Origin of the sequence: Comamonas sp. MYb21, assembly GCF_037479395.1 — a bacterium.
GTDB lineage: Bacteria > Pseudomonadota > Gammaproteobacteria > Burkholderiales > Burkholderiaceae_C > Comamonas.
In genome coordinates this window covers 101,130-117,055 of sequence record NZ_JBBGZC010000001.1, presented here as the reverse complement: position 1 = coordinate 117,055, position 15,926 = coordinate 101,130, and the positions used below count along the sequence as shown (strand labels likewise).

The 15,926-nt window shown below is 64.4% G+C and carries 17 protein-coding genes; 7 read left to right on the top strand and 10 right to left on the bottom strand.

The features are described 5' to 3' along the window. The 4 genes from WH367_RS00545 to WH367_RS00530 all read right to left on the bottom strand — a co-directional run. The coding region (locus WH367_RS00545; protein ID WP_339533677.1) for a low temperature requirement protein A at nt 1-1,147 on the bottom strand (1,147 nt) is incomplete at its 3' end. Between the two features lie 27 nt (nt 1,148-1,174). Continuing rightward, entirely contained in the window at nt 1,175-1,444 is a 270-nt protein-coding gene (locus tag WH367_RS00540) for a hypothetical protein (RefSeq protein WP_312989905.1), read from the bottom strand. 264 nt (nt 1,445-1,708) lie between these two features. Then, on the bottom strand, nt 1,709-2,485 hold the full coding sequence (locus tag WH367_RS00535; protein ID WP_021026351.1) for an SDR family oxidoreductase: 777 nt from the start codon (nt 2,483-2,485) through the stop codon (nt 1,709-1,711). 208 nt (nt 2,486-2,693) lie between these two features. Next, complete coding sequence (locus WH367_RS00530; RefSeq protein WP_339533675.1) at nt 2,694-3,617, bottom strand: LysR family transcriptional regulator; 924 nt, start codon at nt 3,615-3,617, stop codon at nt 2,694-2,696. Nucleotides 3,618-3,682: 65 nt separating this feature from the next. On the opposite strand from WH367_RS00530, the gene WH367_RS00525 reads away from it, so the two are divergent. After that, nucleotides 3,683-4,300 carry a LysE family translocator gene (locus WH367_RS00525; protein ID WP_339520224.1) on the top strand — a complete coding sequence of 206 codons (618 nt, stop codon included), beginning with the start codon at nt 3,683-3,685 and terminating at the stop codon, nt 4,298-4,300. A gap of 20 nt (nt 4,301-4,320) precedes the next feature. On the opposite strand, the gene WH367_RS00520 is transcribed toward WH367_RS00525, so the two are convergent. Both WH367_RS00520 and WH367_RS00515 read right to left on the bottom strand, forming a co-directional pair. Beyond that, nucleotides 4,321-5,901, bottom strand: a complete 1,581-nt coding sequence (locus tag WH367_RS00520) for an IPTL-CTERM sorting domain-containing protein (RefSeq protein ID WP_339533673.1) — start codon at nt 5,899-5,901, stop codon at nt 4,321-4,323. 281 nt (nt 5,902-6,182) lie between these two features. Next, nucleotides 6,183-6,503, bottom strand: coding sequence for an FHA domain-containing protein (locus WH367_RS00515; RefSeq protein ID WP_084635753.1), 321 nt, complete (start codon nt 6,501-6,503; stop codon nt 6,183-6,185). Between the two features lie 288 nt (nt 6,504-6,791). On the opposite strand from WH367_RS00515, the gene WH367_RS00510 reads away from it, so the two are divergent. After that, nucleotides 6,792-6,965: a hypothetical protein gene (locus WH367_RS00510; protein ID WP_021026347.1), complete on the top strand. Its 174-nt coding sequence runs from the start codon at nt 6,792-6,794 to the stop codon at nt 6,963-6,965. A gap of 338 nt (nt 6,966-7,303) precedes the next feature. Here WH367_RS00510 and WH367_RS00505 read toward each other — a convergent pair whose 3' ends face one another. From WH367_RS00505 to WH367_RS00495, 3 genes are read right to left on the bottom strand one after another with little or no spacing between them, the layout of a single operon-like run. Beyond that, a complete protein-coding gene (locus tag WH367_RS00505) occupies nt 7,304-8,173 on the bottom strand; it encodes an anti-sigma factor family protein (protein ID WP_339533671.1) in 870 nt (289 codons plus the stop codon). A gap of 2 nt (nt 8,174-8,175) precedes the next feature. Beyond that, nucleotides 8,176-8,718 carry an RNA polymerase sigma factor gene (locus tag WH367_RS00500; RefSeq protein WP_021026345.1) on the bottom strand — a complete coding sequence of 181 codons (543 nt, stop codon included), beginning with the start codon at nt 8,716-8,718 and terminating at the stop codon, nt 8,176-8,178. 49 nt (nt 8,719-8,767) lie between these two features. After that, nucleotides 8,768-9,142 (bottom strand): COG4315 family predicted lipoprotein, encoded by a 375-nt coding sequence (locus tag WH367_RS00495; RefSeq protein WP_021026344.1) that lies wholly within the window; start codon nt 9,140-9,142, stop codon nt 8,768-8,770. Nucleotides 9,143-9,421: 279 nt separating this feature from the next. On the opposite strand from WH367_RS00495, the gene WH367_RS00490 reads away from it, so the two are divergent. The 5 genes from WH367_RS00490 to greB all read left to right on the top strand — a co-directional run bounded on the left by WH367_RS00490 (nt 9,422) and on the right by greB (nt 13,512). Further along, on the top strand, nt 9,422-9,619 hold the full coding sequence (locus tag WH367_RS00490; RefSeq protein ID WP_021026339.1) for a hypothetical protein: 198 nt from the start codon (nt 9,422-9,424) through the stop codon (nt 9,617-9,619). Nucleotides 9,620-9,798: 179 nt separating this feature from the next. Then, a complete protein-coding gene (locus WH367_RS00485; RefSeq protein WP_021026338.1) occupies nt 9,799-10,398 on the top strand; it encodes a TetR/AcrR family transcriptional regulator in 600 nt (199 codons plus the stop codon). Then, on the top strand, nt 10,395-11,348 hold the full coding sequence (locus WH367_RS00480) for a Bug family tripartite tricarboxylate transporter substrate binding protein (RefSeq protein WP_021026337.1): 954 nt from the start codon (nt 10,395-10,397) through the stop codon (nt 11,346-11,348). Before WH367_RS00485 ends, WH367_RS00480 begins: the two co-directional genes overlap by 4 nt. Then, entirely contained in the window at nt 11,345-12,856 is a 1,512-nt protein-coding gene (locus WH367_RS00475; protein WP_339533670.1) for an amidase, read from the top strand. The genes WH367_RS00480 and WH367_RS00475 overlap by 4 nt, the downstream gene beginning before the upstream one ends. Nucleotides 12,857-12,951: 95 nt before the next feature. Then, on the top strand, nt 12,952-13,512 hold the full coding sequence (greB, locus tag WH367_RS00470; protein WP_021026335.1) for a transcription elongation factor GreB: 561 nt from the start codon (nt 12,952-12,954) through the stop codon (nt 13,510-13,512). 81 nt (nt 13,513-13,593) lie between these two features. Here the strand turns inward: greB and WH367_RS00465 are convergent, their stop codons facing one another. After that, nucleotides 13,594-15,771: a RelA/SpoT family protein gene (locus WH367_RS00465; protein ID WP_084635755.1), complete on the bottom strand. Its 2,178-nt coding sequence runs from the start codon at nt 15,769-15,771 to the stop codon at nt 13,594-13,596. Nucleotides 15,772-15,926: the final 155 nt, after the last annotated feature.

The following is a 15,926-nucleotide window of genomic DNA, read 5'->3' as shown; positions in this document are numbered from 1 at the left end:
CGTCCCACAGCGCCACAGCCAGGATGAGCAACGTCGTCAGCCAGCCCAGCACCAACAGATTGCAGACCTGGCCCAGAGGCACCAGCACCAGCAGCATCAAGGCGCCCAGCCAGTGCGATGCGGGCAGCGCGCCATAGACGGTCTTCTTGTAGATGGCGCTGCCCAGCAGGTAGATGGCCGGCCCGGCAAGCAAGATGGCGATCTGCGGCGCTGCTGCCAGCGCATGGGGGTGGGCCAGCACCAGGTCGTTGCCCACCGCAGAGGCAATCACCCCGGCGATCAAGATGGCGTGCACATAGTGGAAGTAGGCGCCAATGCGGCCCGGATCCTCGGCGCGGGTGATGGCCTCGGTGGCGTCCTTGCTGGAGGTGCCAAAGTACAGCCACCACATCGCCAAGGTGCCAATAAAGGTGGCGCCCAGCGCCATCAGCACATCCCACTCCCAGGTCTTGGTATCGGCCAGCGTGGCGCCGCTGGCCAGCAGCGTCTCGCCCAGTGCCACGATCACGAACAGCTGGCAGCGTTCGGCCATGTGGCCGCCCTCGATGGTCCAGTCCTGCGTCTGGCTGCGGCCCAGGCCCGGCAGTGCAAAGCCGAACATCGGTGACACATATTCGCACAGCACGGCCACCAACCACAAAAGCAGGCGCAGCTGCGGGTCAGCCAGCTCTCCCGCAATCCAGAACACGGCAGAAATACAGACCCAGCCGAGCATGCGGCGGTAGTTGAGTGCCAGTGGGTGCCAGGCAGGCAGCTGCGACCAGATGAAGGCGGTGCGCCCCACCTGCATGGCCACATAGGCCAGCGCAAAGACCAGCCCGCGCTCGGCAAAGGCTTCGGGAATGCTGGAGGCCATCAGCAAGCCCAGCAGCATGGTGGAGAACAGCATGCCGCGGATACGGGGTGTCTGCGGGTCGAACCAGTTGGTGACCCAGCAGGTGTACTGCCAGCCCAGCCAGACGGCAAACCAGAGCACCAAGGTCTGTGCCACACCCATGAAGCTCAGATGGTGCAGCAGCTCATGGCTCAGCTGGGTGACGGCAAACACATAGACCAGGTCAAAGAAGAGCTCTTCATAGGTCACGCGGGCGTGGTGACCGTCACGCTGGCGCAGCAAGGGATGGGAGAAGGCGGGCGTTATCGGCATGGCAGTTCTGCAGTTGCAAGCATGGCCTCAGGCCTGCGAGAGGATGCGGGTGACAAAGGCGGCCAGCAGCACCGGCACCATCAGCACGATGAGCAGGATCAGCGCTTCGTCGCGCACGCTGTAGCCCGCCTGGGTGACGCCGACCCACATATTGGTGCAGGCAATGAGCAGCCACACCGGCATGAACAGCTTGGCTGCGACCACCATGCCTGCCATGCTGGCCGACCACAGCCAGCCAAACAGCACAAACACGCCGAGCAGCAGCAGTCCCCCGCCCATCACCATCAGTACATGCATATCGATACTCTCAAAGGTTCAGAATCCAAGACGCTGCGCCTGCTGGGCAAAGGTGGCACAGCACCACCCGGGCCCCATGCCAGGGGCAGTGGCGGCGTGGGCCGCGCAGCGTTTTTGCAGGGCCATAGCCGTAGCCACGGCCCCGCACAAGCATGCTGCGTTTCACCGTCCGCCGGGTGACGTCACTGGCGGGCGGAGGTGCAGCGCATCCGAACGCGCAGGAGCCTGGCCTGCAGCGATCGGCACGCCCACCGCTCGCGCCATTTACTTGGTGGTGTAGCCGCCGTTGATCAGGATCGTCTGGCCGGTGATCCACCAGCCGTCGGTGACCAGATGGCGGATGAAGGGCACAACATCTTCGATATCGGTCAGGCCCGTCTTGCTGAAGCCCGACAGCGCAGCGGCCGTCTTGTGGTAGGCCACCGCATCGGCCCCTTCTGCCGGGTAGAAGAAGGCGGTGTCCATCGGGCCGGGGCCGACGGCGGTGACCGAGATGCCGCGTGCGCCAAACTCCTTGGCCGCTGCACGGGTGTAGTGCTCGACAGGCGCCTTGGTGCCGGCATAGGACGAGTAGAACGGGGTGAAGGCACCCAGCAGCGAGGTCACCAGCGTGACGATCTTGCCGTTGTCATTGAGGTGCAGGCCCGCTTCCTTCAGAAAGAAAAACGCTGCCTTGCTGTTGGCGTTGGACATCTCGTCGAACTCGGCCTCGGAGATATCGACCATCGGCTTCTTGAGCACCTTGCCGACGGTGTTGATCGCGATGTCGGGGCGGCCCAGTGCGGCCACGGTGTCGGCAAACAGCTTTTGTACGGCAGCAGCGCTGCTCAGGTTGCCCTGCAGTGCGATGGCCTTGGCGCCCAGTTTCTCCACGGCGGCCACGGTGGCCAGTGCTTCATCACGGCTGGCGGCGCTGTTGTAGTGGACCGCAACCGCTTTGGCGCCCTGGCTGGCCAGGTCACGGGCAATCAGGCCACCGAGGTTTTTGCCTCCCCCTGCAATCAGAACGACTTTGTCTTTGACGGTGTGGGCTTCGCGCATGCTGCATCTCCAAAAAAGTGACGTGAATCGGCGTGTATCACAGTGGGGATTTTTATTGTCTTATTCAATCGGGTGAATTTGCAAAATGGAGGAAGTTTTTGCTAAACCTGCGATTGGTCATTGATTTTTTGTATGTAAGGAAAATGGTGCCGGCCGTATCCCTTTCGCGCGCGGGCCATGGGTGCTGCATGGCCATGGATTCCAGGCGCTAGGCCATGGACCGCAGCCACGCCAGCAGCAGCAGCTGCACACTGCCCGGCAGCAAGGCTTGGGGTGAGAGCAGGCAGTAGTGCGAGCCGTCCTCGACAAAGCCCAGCGGCGCGGCGAGCAGACCATGGGCAAGGTCGTCCTGCACCAGATGCCAGGGGCCGATGGCGACGCCAAGCCCGGCAACGGCCGCTTGCAGGCTGAAGTAGAAATGCTCAAAGCTGTGCCCGCTCGCGGCGGGCAAGGGCCGGCCTGTGGCCGCGCACCAGTCCTGCCAGGCGCCGGGGCGCGTGCGGCTGTGCAAGGGCACGGCCTTGGGCTGGAGTGCCGTGCCGCGTTGGCCGGTCCGGAACCAGGCGGCTTGCCTGTCCGGGCGGCAGACCGGGCCGATGCGCTCTGCAAACAGGGGCTCGGCATGGCAGCCGGAGGGCCAGGCGAAGTCATCCCGGCGAATCGCCAAGTCGATACCGCTGGCAAAGGAGAAGGGGCCGCCACCTGCGACCAGGTGCAGCTCCAGCCCGGGGTGGCGCGCCTGGAAGTCTGGCCAGCGCGGGATCAGCCAGCGCATCAGCAAGGTCGGCTCGCAGGACAGCACCCAGCGCCGCTGCTGGCGCGCGCGGGCGCGCAAATCGGCAACGCCCTGGCGCATCAGATCCAGCCCCTGGCCAACGGCCTGGGCCAATGCGCGGCCCTCGGCAGTCAGAAAGACGCGCCGGCTGCGCCGCTCGAACAGCGCCAGGCCCAGGTCGTCTTCCAGCAGCCGCACGGCGCGGCTGACGGCGCCATGGGTCAGGTGCAGCTCGTCTGCAGCGCGGCTGAAGTTTTCCAACCGGGCTGCAGCCTCAAAGCAGCGCAGCGCCAGCAGGGAGGGCAGGCGGCTGTCGGTGAGTGGTGAACCAGGCTCACCATGGCTGTCAGAAATCATCGTTTTTCATGGCGCATATTTGCAGGCACCATGCGAGCAGTTTTTACTGTTGCACAGGATACGCGATGACCGAATTGTTAGCTGTTATCACCATCACCTTGCTCGCTGTCATCAGCCCGGGGCCAGATTTTGCGATGGTGACGCGCAACAGCCTGCTGCTGTCGCGGCGCGCAGGCGTGCTGACCGCTGTGGGCATTGGCTTGGGCGTGCTGGTCCATGTGGCCTATACCTTGCTGGGCCTGGGCCTGCTGATCCAGCAGTCGCTATGGCTCTTTAACGCGATCAAGCTGCTGGGCGCCGCCTATCTGGTCTACCTGGGGCTGAAGATGCTGCGCAGCCAGCCTGCGCAGGCCTGCGCCGAGGTGCCCCTCGCGCCGCTGTCCGATAGGGCGGCGCTGCGCACAGGCTTTCTCACCAATGCGCTCAATCCCAAGACCACTGTCTTCATGGTCAGCCTGTTCTTACAGGTGGTGCAACCCCAGACGCCGTTGGCCGTGCAACTGGGCTATGGCGCCTTTATCTCGCTGGCGCACATCGCCTGGTTCAGCCTGGTGGGGCTGTGCTTCTCGGCGGGTGCTGTGCGCAGCCGCCTATTGGCGGCGCGCCACTGGATTGACCGCGCGTTTGGTGGCTTGTTGCTGGGCTTTGGCGTCGTGCTGGCGCTCTCAGGGGCCTCGCGCTGAGCGCTCGGCCACGGCTGCCGTCACGCGCTGTTGGACTGGCGGCGCTGGCGTATGCCAAGCCAGCCCAGCAGCAAGGCCAGCAGTGACAGGCCATACGCCCCGGTTGTCGGTACCGGTGTTGGGCTGGTCGCCACGGCATGGGGCTGTGGCGCCGACACGCGCACGGTGGCCGTCGCGCAGACCGCCTGGTTGGGCGCTGCCAGGCAGATGTTGTACTGGTAGCTCACCGGGCTGGTCAGTCCACCCGCAGGCGGCACATAGGTGCAAACGCCTGCCTCGCAGCTGACGGTGCCTGCCGTGGGTGGCGTGGCGAGAGTGACGGAGGCCGGGTCCACCACCCCACCGGTGCTGCTGTCGTTGGTGGCCACCGGCGTTGCAGCGCTGGCGGTGTTGCTGGTCAAGGTCACCCCATCGTCCTGCGCTGTGATGGTGGGGGGGACCAGCGCGAGATCTGCCGAGTTGTTGGTGCTAATCGGATCGGCGGGGCTGCCTGCTTGGGGCTGTGCGGTCACGGTATGTGTGCTGGCTGCCGTGATGCCCGGACCGGTCCAGGTCACGGTATAGACGGCGGTGTCGCCAGCGTTCAAGGCTTGAACCACGGCGCCGATAGGACCCATGCCGGAAGGGGTGGCGCATGGCAGGCCGGAAGGCTGCACGATGCAGGACCAGCTTGCGCTGGCGCCATTGGCTGCCGTCGGCAAGGGGTCAGAGACGACGGCGCGGGTCGCGTCGGGGCCGTTGTTGTAGACGTTGAAGCTGTAGCTGTAGTCGTTCTGGGCGCCAGCGGGTGTGGCCGTGACGGCGCTGGCGCTGACGATGATTTCTGCCAAGGTCTGGCGGCTCATCGTGAACAAGGTGTCGTCCCAGGATGCGCGCCCATCGGTATTGGCTGCCGTGCGGTAGAGGTAAAAGCGCAAGGCGTAGGGGGTGCCGGGTTGCAGCGTGATGCCGGGACCAGGGCCATCCGGGGGGCGGACAAACTCAAACCCATCGCCGGGCACCATGCTGACATCGGCTATCTGCGGCAACAGCTCGCTGACCGGATGGCCGCCAGCGTCCACCACGAAAGCGGCATAGCCAAAGGCGCGCGGGTGCGCGTTGTTGTTGAGGTTCCAGCGCTTGGCCGTGACGACCGCATTGACATAAAACAACGCCGCCGATGCGGTGGCGTCCGCATACTGCATCGTGCCGGTGGTGAATGGGAACTCGATGTACTGCTGTTCGGCCATTGCCGCAGCGGCCGTGCTGGTCCTGAGGCCGGAGATGATCTGAAAATCTGGAAAAGTGGGGTCGGGACTGGCGCTCAAGCCTGCGCCAAAGCGCTGCGGGCCCGTGCTCGACAGGAACGTGCTGTCATGCGTGGGGCCTTCCACTGGATCGGTGCCCGTGCTGCCCCCTACAGAGCCTGGATACCAGTCCTGGGTCAGCGTGCCTGGCGGGCGATTGCTCATCCAGCCTGCGACCCAGCCATCGATACCCGACAGCGTGCTGGGCGCGTACACATAGGATTGGGCCAGGCTGGGGCCGGCAGCCGCTGACAGCAGCACCGCGCCGATGCATAACCGGTACTGGCCTTGCGCCCGAACAAAAATAGATCTCATGGACAAACCCATTTCTAACGCAGACGCCTGTCTTCGAGCTGGACGGAAGCCTGGCCTGGTTAATCGTTAAAACAAGCCACAATTGTGGCTAATCGTAATAATTATCATCAGGCTTGCCCGGTTCTGCAGGCTTCATCGACCTGATTCTCGATCTGTCGCAAAAATAAAACGGCTTGCGCACCTGCCCGATTGCTTGCGGCGCAGCTGGCGCAGTGCGCACTCGCGCTGTGCCCGTGTGCGAACCTGTGCCAGCGCCGGCGCTGGGGCGCGGCCAGCAGCGATCATGCGCCTTCCGAGGTCGACGCCGCCGAGCCCTTCTGGATGTAGATCTCGATGGGCCCCACCGTCACCCGGTCGCCCGTGTAGAGCACCTGGCGCTTGACCTTGGTGCCGTTGACGAAGATGCCGTTGGTGCTGTCGTGGTCCTCCACCACCAACACGCCTATGTAGTAGCTGAAGGCGCCATGGTCTCGGCTGACCCCTTGGTCATCCAGGCGCAAACCGCAGCCCTGACCACGGCCAATCAGGGTCTGGCCTTTGCCCAGTTTGAGCTGGCTGGGCGATGAAGACTGGGGTGATCGAACCTGGATAAGCGCTGGCATGGAAAACCTCCCATCGTGGAAGGCCAACCTGGGGACACAGACCCTGGTGGCTATCTTGAGAACAGGGATTCTGTATGAAATTTTTGAAATGGATTGTCAGCAATCTCTAACCTGGAGCATCGGCAGATCGGCATTGCCGCGCCGCCGCTTTTTCGCATCTGGTTTGCAATTAATTACAACCATGACGGAGCCCGGACCGGTCCGTAGCTTGACTTTGCGCAAGCAAGGCTTACATTCTTAAGTCATTGACTGAATCGATTAAGAAGTCTTTTGTGAAAGGAGTTGGGTATGCAAAACCAGCCATCATTTCCGATGCTGACCATGCCGACTCGTCCGCTGGTGGCCCATCGCGGCGAGAAAGCGAAGCGCTATGTGCCTTCGGTCTCCACCGATATCAGCAAGACTTTTGAGAAATACCGCCGGCTGGCAGCGATGCAGCATCCCAAGCCGCTAGGGGATTGATTCGGTTTCATGCCGCGCGCATGCTGCTCACTCCCAGTCCCACAGACGTATTGCATGCGCCGCCCGCAAGGGCAGCGGCTTTATTACAGCGGAACGCCCAGGCCTGATCGCCCGTTGGCAGCATCACTGACGGCGGGCTCTGAGCGCAGCATCTGCAGGCTGTGTCACTGAGCGGGCGGCAGATGTCTGCTCGCCTTATTGGCAAAAATGGGCTGCCCAGTGGGCGACTGCAGCTCGTGCCCAAAGGCCTGGGGCGTGCGCATGGTTCTCGCCCTGGCGATGCAAAGGCCGGAGGCTATGTGGGATGGCGTGGCAGTTGGCAGCGATAGTGTGGCCATTCAGTCCTGCTGCAGGTGCTGGTAGACGGCCTGCGAGACGCGCATCAGCTCGGCCCGGTCGGCCCCGGCCGAGATGGCATAACCGAGGTGGTTTTCCACCCAGTAGAAGACGTTGACAGGGCCGTCCTGGCCAAACTTGAACTGTGCATCGCTCTGGCTGCTCACCTCGCGGGTCACATACAGGGTCAGGCGCAGGCCCGCCTCGGTCTCGTACATGAACTGCGCCACCGGCCCGCTGTCACCGGGCAGCAGGCGGCCGCCCATCAAACGGTAGCCCAGCGCATTGAGCGGAGGTGGGCGCACCTGGGTGCCCATGCGCTTGGTCAGCCAGGTGACCAGCGCCTGCTCCTGCTCGGCGCCAATCTCTACCGGGCGCCGCACATCGGGGCTGAAGACCACATGCGCTATCGCAGCGCGCTGGGCAAAGCCGCTCAAGGCTGCGCCGCTGGCGGGCAGCAGCTGGGGCTGGGCGGTTGGTGGGCGGGTGGCTGCGGGCTGGCCCGCCATCGCGAGTTGGATGGCCTTGGCATCGACTGCGCCGCGGATTGACCAGGCCGCCCCCGCGCTGACGACCGCCACCAGCAAGCTCGCAGCCAGGCTGCGCCAGGGCAGGCTGCTGTGCGTGGGGCGCAGCGGCAGGCCCATCGGCAAGGGCTCGTCCATCACGGGGGCCAGCATCTCGCGCAGCCGCGCATTCTGCTGCTGCCAATCCTGCACACGGGCGCGTTCTTCCGGGTGCTCGTTCAGGTATTGCTCGACCTGGAGGTGGCGTGCGCTGGGCAGTTGCCGGTCCACATAGGCATGCAGATCGGCTTCGGTCACCGGCGGCATGGGACTGGCGTCCAGGGCTTTGAGGTTGGGCTGGTCCATGGTCACTTCACCCGTTGAATTCTTTGCGCTGCATGGCTGACTTTGTCCTGCTCCTTGCTCTGGCCTGGGCTCGCCATCTCGTCGCGCAGCCGGGCGCGTGCCCGCGACAGCCGCGACATCACCGTGCCCAGCGGCACGCCGGTGATCTGCGCCACCTCTTGGTAGCTCAGCTCCTCGACGCTAACCAGCAGCAGCACCTCGCGCTGCTCGGGCGGCAGGCGCTGCAGCAGGCGGTCGAGGTCACGCACTTCCAGCGCATCGGTCTGCTGAGCCCGTTGGGGCAGCTCGGGCAACTCGTCGCCTGCGCTGTCTTCGGGCCGGCTGCGCTGGGCGCGCAGGCGGTCGATGAAATGGTTGTGCATGATGCCGAACATCCAGGCACGCAGCTCATTGCGCTTTTGCCACATCGACAAGCGCGACCAGGCGCGCTCCAGCGTGTCCTGCACCAGGTCATCGGCGCGGTCGGGGTCCGAGACCAGCCCGCGCGCATAACGCCGCAGGCTGGGGATGCAGGCCACAATCTCCGCTTCGTCCTGTGCGCGCATGGGGCAGTGGGGTCCGGGGGTGAGGAGGGGAATCAGCAGCAGCCAGCGCTTACTTGACGACGTGCCAGACGTCCTTGAAGTTGTCGCCCGTGGCGTCGCCGGCCTTCTTGTCCGCAGTATAGGTATAGAGCGGCTTGCCCTGGTAGGCCCACTGCTTGCTGCCGTCGTCGCGGGTGATGATGCTGTAGTCGCCTTCGGGCTTGGCATCGGCTGCCGCAGCGTGGGCTGGCCACAGCGCGATGCAGGGGCCGTTGCACATGCTCTTGTTGCTGCCGGCCACATCCTTGTCAAAGGTGTAGAGCGTCATGCCGCTGGCATTGACCAGCATGCCATGGGCCATCTTGGCCGCCGGCTCAGCCTGGGCCAACGGGGCCAGCAGCGCGGCCAGTGACAGAGCGATCAGGGATGCATAAGGGGTTTTCATGGCGGCCATCTTTCAGGGTTGGGTGGAGGAACACCTCTGTAGACGGATGGCCTGCCGGGATTATTCCCCCAGTGGTTGAAATTTCAGGGTGGGCTGCCGATCAGCGGTGGATGGCTGCGCTGGGCCACTGCCGCCTGCGCGTCTGTGTGGCCGTTTCATCGATGGGAATCTGAGGCAGCACTTCTTTTTAAATACTGTATATTTATACAGTTTTAAGGGCCGGTACAGCTGCCGCCAAGGCAGGCCGCACTGGCTGCCCATAAGAAGAGAGGAGTTCGCATGATTGAAGTAGCCCATGACAACCTGAGTGATGCCTGGGAGGGGGGAGACGGTGCCGCTGCGCTGCCGCAGCTGGCGGCGGCCTCGGTGTTTCGGCAGCTGGCGCACAAGCATGGCTTGTTGGCGCCGGGCGAAGAGGCCAGCCCGCAGATGCAGGCGTTTCTGGCCGAGCTGGCGGTGCTCACGGATCTTTTCTGAGGCCGGCACGCTGCGGGGCAAGCGGCCACCACTGCACTCTCCGAGAAAACGCAAGAGGGGCCTGGTCTGGTAATTGCAGCGCGGATCGCCCCCGAGGCTGGGCGCCCTTTTCCTAGGCCAAACCCGGATGTCAGCCAAATTACATTACACGCATAATGTATTTTAGGAGACCCCCTGTTGTGCCCAATCTGCATCAGATCAAGAGTGAGCAGACGCGTGAGCGTCTGATGGATGCTGCGCTCGATGTAATGCAAACCAAGGGGCTGGCGAGCCTCTCGATGCATGAGGTGGCCCGCATCGCGGGGATGACGACGGGGGCGGTGCAGCACCATTTCCCGTCCAAGGCCGCGCTGATGCTGCAGATCATTGAGCGGCTGGTGCAGCAGATCGATACCGACGACAGTTTCTGGCCCGCGCCGCACTGGCCCTTGCAGCGGCGTGCCGACCACTTTGTGCAACAGGCCTGGCTGCGGCTGTATGGCCAGCCCCGCTTTGCGGTCGCCTGGGAGGCCTACTTGGCGGTGCGTGCCGATGCCGCCATGGTGGCGCATATCCAGGCCGCACGTGCCCCCATCAATGACAAGCTGCTGCTGCGCATGCTGCGCAGCTTTCCCGAATGGGCCGGCGCGCCCGCCGCTGAAGCGCGCTTTCAGCTGGTGCTGTCCTGCCTACGAGGCCTGGGCGTGCTCGCGCCGTTCTCCAGCCCGGCTGCGATGGACCGGCAGCTGCAGCAGCTGTCCCTGCTTCTTCAATCTTTTTCCAGCGAGGTGACCCCTTGATCAGAGCATCCCTTCTTGCCTGTGGCCTGACGGCCTGGGCCCTTGGCGCCGCCGCCCAGACCCCGTTGCAGGTGATCGCGCAGCAGCCGCCGGGCAGTGGCTCGGACGCGATGACGCGCGCCTGGGGCGAATGCACCGGGCGGCTGATGGGGCGCCCGGTGGTCGTGCAGAACAAGCCCGGTGCCAATGGCATCCTGGCCATCAACTACCTCAAGGGCCAGCCGGCCGATGGCGCGTTTGCGATGACCATCGGCATGTCGCAGATGACGATCACGCCCTATGTGCACCAGCAGATGCCCTATGACCCGCTCAAGGACTTTGCCGGTGTCGCGATGATTGGCTCGTCCCCGCTGGTGCTGGTGGTGCCTGCGGGTGCGGGCGTGAGCAAACTCGCGGACCTGGAGAAGGTCGCCAAGTCCCAGGCCGGTGGGCTGAACTTTGGCTCGCCCGGCAAGGGCAGCCCTGCGCATTTGCTGACCACGGCACTGACCGATGCCATGCACTGGCCCGCCACCCATGTGCCCTTTGTCGGCGAGAGCGCGGGCCTGACGGCCCTGATGGGCCAGCAGATCCAGGCGATGACCCTGGTGCTCAACACCGCAGCGCCCCAGGTCAAGGCCGGCAAGCTGGTGCCGCTGGCGATTTTTGCCGGCCAGCGCTCGGCGGTGTTGCCCGATGTGCCGACCATTGCCGAGGCCGGTGGGCCGGCGGTGCTGGCGCGGCCATCGTGGATTGCGGTGGTGGCCAAAAAGGGCACGCCGCCTGAGGTGATCAAGGCCTTGAACGATGCCACCAACCAGTGCTACAGCGACCCGGTCTATGCCAACAGCATGGACAAGATGGGCATGACCCTGATGCGCAGCCAGCCTGCCGATGTGCTGGGCTTTGCCGAGCGCGACATCGCCGTCTGGAAGCCTTTGATCGACAAACTGGGATTGGCCACGCAATGAGTTTGGTAGAACACAGCGCAGTCGAGCTGCGCAGCCTGATCCAGAGCCGGCAGATCTCGCCGGTCGAACTGCTCGATGACTGCATCGCCCGCATGCAGGCCATCAACCCGGCGGTCAATGCAATCTGCGCCACCGATTTTGAGCGGGCCCGCACAGCCGCCCAACTGGCCGAAGCGCAGGTGGGGCGGTGCAGCCAGCTGCCGCTCTTGCATGGGCTGCCCTTGGGCGTGAAGGACTTGCAGGCCACCGAAGGCCTGCTGACCACCAGCGGCAATGTGCGGCTGCGCGGCCATGTGCCTGTCAAAGACAATGCCTTCGTGGCCCGGCTGCGCGCCCAGGGCGCGATCGTGACGGCCAAGACCAATACGCCGGACATGGGCGCAGGTGCCAATAGCCGCAACCCGGTCTGGGGCGCCACCGGCAACCCCTTCAACCCGGATCTGAATGCCGGGGGCTCCTCGGGCGGCTCAGCCGCGGCGCTGGCCACCGACATGTTTCCGCTGTGCACCGGCTCGGACACTGGCGGCTCGCTGCGCATTCCGGCGGCGCTGTGCGGCGTGGTCGGCCTGCGCCCCTCGCCGGGCTTGATTGCCAATGACGACCGGCCGCTGGGCTGGTCGGCCATCTCGGTGCTGGGCCCCATGGGCCGCGATGTGGCCGATACCGCGCTGATGATGCAGGCCAGCATGGGCCCGCACCCGATGGACCCGCTGAGCATGGGCGTGGGCCATGCCCCTGTGTGGCCCGTGCCGGAGATGGACCTGCGCGGCCTGCGCGTGGCCTATACCGAGGACTTTGGCACCTGCGCGGTCGACCCGGTGGTGCGCCGTGCCTTTCGCCAGCGGGTGCAGGCCTTGACCGGCGAGGTGGCCTGCATGGAGGCCTTGCCCTGGAACCTGGAAGAAGCGCACCGCTGCTTTGACATCATCCGCGCCGAGAGCTTTGTCGCCGCCTTTGCCGATATCTACCGCACCGCCCCCGAGACCCTGGGCCCGAATGTGCGGGCCAATGTCGAGATGGCCGCCAGCATCAGCCTGGGCGACCGGGCCTGGGCGCATCTGGCGCAGACCCGCATCCAGCGCATGTTCCAGCGCACATTCGAGCAATACGACCTGGTGCTGGCCCCTGTGACTCCCCTGTCGCCCTTCCCCTGGACGCAGCTCTATGCACAGGAAGTGGAGGGCAAGACCCAGCGCAACTACTACGAATGGCTGAGCCTGACCTATGTGGTGACCTTGGCGACCAACCCCGCGCTGTCGCTGCCCTGCGGCCGCGATGAGGCGGGCATGCCTTTTGGCCTGCAGATGGTTGGCCCGTTGCACCAGGATGGCCGCCTGCTGGCGATGGCGGCGGCAGTCGAAAAGCTGGGCCTGCACAACAGCGACTTTGCCCGCCCACGCCCCGACCTGGCAGCACTGGCCCAGCCCCAGCCCGAATTGCGCAGCATCGTCACCCACCCGCCTGAGCTGGGTGGCGCCGCCCAGGTGGAGGTCGGCCAGGCGGTCTAAGCCTTTCGCAGCTTGATGGACCAAGCCTGCCATGGCGATGGCAGGCTTTTTTCTTTCTGGTGGGAGCCATCGCCAATCTTTGTTTAAATAGCAGGATGAACAAGGCCTTTACCAAAGAGACAGACAACGACGACGATGACGATCTGCCGCAGCTGCCCAAGATTGCTGGCGGCAAGAACTACATCACGCCCGGCGGCTACCGCGCGCTGGAGCAGGAGCTGCTGCAGCTGATCGATGACGAGCGGCCCAAGGTGGTGGAAGTGGTGCACTGGGCCGCCAGCAATGGCGACCGCTCGGAAAATGGCGACTACCTGTATGGCAAGAAGCGCTTGCGCGAGATTGACCGGCGCATCCGCTTTCTGACCAAGCGCATGGAGGCGGCCGAGGTGGTGGACCCGGGCGTGCACCACGGCAGCGACCAGGTGTATTTTGGGGCGACGGTGCTGTACTGCGACCAGCATGGCAGCGAGGAGTCGATCACCATCATGGGCATCGACGAGGCCGATGCCAGCCGGGGCCAGGTCAGCTGGGTGGCCCCGATTGCGCGGGCGCTGCTCAAGTCCCGCATTGGCGATGAGGTGCAGCTGCCCACGCCGGGCGGGGTGCGGGTGCTGGAGGTGCTGGATGTACAGTACCCGGAGCTGGGGACCTCTTGAAATAGCCCGCTCTCAAAACACAAGCGCGCCTTTAAGGCGCGCTGTGGTTTGGGGACTGTCCCGATCGCTATCGGATGGCGTTCAGGCGACCGGCAGCACCCGGTGCGCACGGATCACATAGGGCAGCTTGACCAGCTGGCGCAGCAGCAGCTCGACCTGGGCACGGTCCTTGACGGTCAGCACAAAGCGCAGCGCCATCGTGTCCATGGCTACTTCGTCGTCCATCGTGATGTGGGTGATGTCCGAGCCCATCGCAGCAATCTCGGCAGCAATCTTGCCCAGCACACCCTTGCCGTTGTTGATGGTGACGACGACGCCGGTGTCGAACTCGTTGGCGGGTTCGTCGGCCCATTCCACATCAACAAAATGCTCGGCATCCTTGGCCAGCAGGCGCTTGCAGACGGCGCACTGGGCGTTGTGCACAACCAGGCCGGCGTTGCGGTCCAGGTGGGCGGCAATCGGATCGCCCGGCACGGGGCGGCAGCATTTGGCGTATTTGACGGCGGCATTGGGCGAGCCGTCGAGCACGAGCGCCGCCGTGGCGGTGCTGGCGCCGGTCTTGAAGCGCTCCTGGCTCAGCAGCACGGCATCCGGCCGCTGGCCTTGCTCGGCCAGCAGGTCCACCACCTGCTTGGCGGCAAACACGGCAATGCGCTTGCCCTGGCCGATGTCGTTGAACAGCTCCACCTTGTTGCGCGCTTCGAGGCGGGTGAGCAGGCGGTCCCAGACGGCCTTGTCTTCGGGCAGCTGCGAGATGCCTTCGGCCCGCATTGCCTGCAACAGCAGGCGCTCGCCCAGCGCAGCGGTCTCGTTCTGGCCCTGGGTCTTGAGGTAGTAGCGGATCTTGGACTTGGCGCGGCCCGTGCGCACGATCGTGAGCCAGGACGGGTGGGGCGCGGCATCGGGCGAGGTCGAGATCTCGATCACATCGCCGCTCTTGAGCACGGTGCTGAGCGGCACCTGCTCGTTGTTGATGCGCGCGCCTTGCGTGCGCTCGCCGACATTGGAGTGGATCGCGTAGGCAAAGTCCAGCACGGTCGCGCCCCGGGGCAAGGTGAGCATCTGGTTCTTGGGCGTGAACACATAGACCGAGTCGGGGAACAGGTCCACGCGCACGTTGTCCCAGAACTCATGGGCGTCATGTGTCTCGTCCTGGATGTCGAGCAGCGACTGCACCCATTTGTTGCCCAGTTGCTCGCCATTGGGCATGGCCCGCGCCTGGATCATCCAGTGCGTGAGCACGCCGTACTCGTCGACCAGGTTCATGTCTTCGGTGCGGATCTGGAAATCCATGCTCACACCCGAGGGGCCGACCAAGGTGGTGTGCAGCGACTGGTAGCCGTTCGACTTGGGGTTGGCGATATAGTCGCGGAATTTGGAGGGCACCGGGCGGAACACCTGGTGCAGCACACCCAGCGCGGTGTAGCAGTCGATCAGGTTGGGCACGATGACGCGCACGGCGTAGGAGTCGGTCACCTGCGCAAACGACAGGCGCTTGCCATCCATCTTCTTGTAGATAGCGTAGAGCGTTTTTTCCTGGTTGCCCAGGCGGATCTTGATGCCGGACTTGGCAAAGGCGGAATCGACCTCGGCATGGATCTTCTGGACCACGTCCTTGCGCCGGTTGCGCGAGCGGCCCAGCGCCTTGACCAGCGTGTCATGGCGCCAGGGGTAGAGGTGCTTGAAGGCCAGGTCCTGCAGCTCGCGGTAGACGCGGTTGATGCCCAGCCGGTTGGCGATGGGCACATGGATTTCCATGGTCTCGGTCGAGATGCGTCCCCATTTGCTGCGCGGCATGTCGGACATGGTGCGCATGTTGTGGGTGCGGTCAGCCAGCTTGACGAGGATGACGCGCACATCGCGCGCCATGGCCAGCAGCATCTTGCGGAACGACTCGGCCTGGTTCTCTTCGCGCGAGTTGAACTGCAGCTTGTCCAGCTTGGTGAGGCCATCGACCAGTTCGGCCACCGTGTCGCCAAACTGGCGGGCAATGTCATCGCGGGTGACGCCGCAGTCTTCCATCGCGTCATGCATCAGCGCGGCCATCAGCGCCTGGGCATCGAGCTTCCAGCTCGCGCAGATCTCGGCAACCGCAATCGGGTGGGTGATGTAGGGGTCACCACTGCTGCGGAACTGGCCGGTGTGGGCCGTGGCGGCAAACTCGAAAGCTTCTTCCACCAGGGCCAGATCTGCTTCACCGAGGTAGTCGAGCTTCTCCAGAAATTCGGCGTAGGCACTCACCACTACCGGATACGACATGGCAGGCTTGGCTGCGGCGGTAGCGATGACGCCAGAGACTTGGGCGGGTGCGGAGGGGATGGACACGGACTTCACGCCTTAACTGTAGCGTGCGATGACAAATTTGTGTGAATACCAAGAAAAATGGCACCGCCATTCGGTGCCATTTTGTTGCA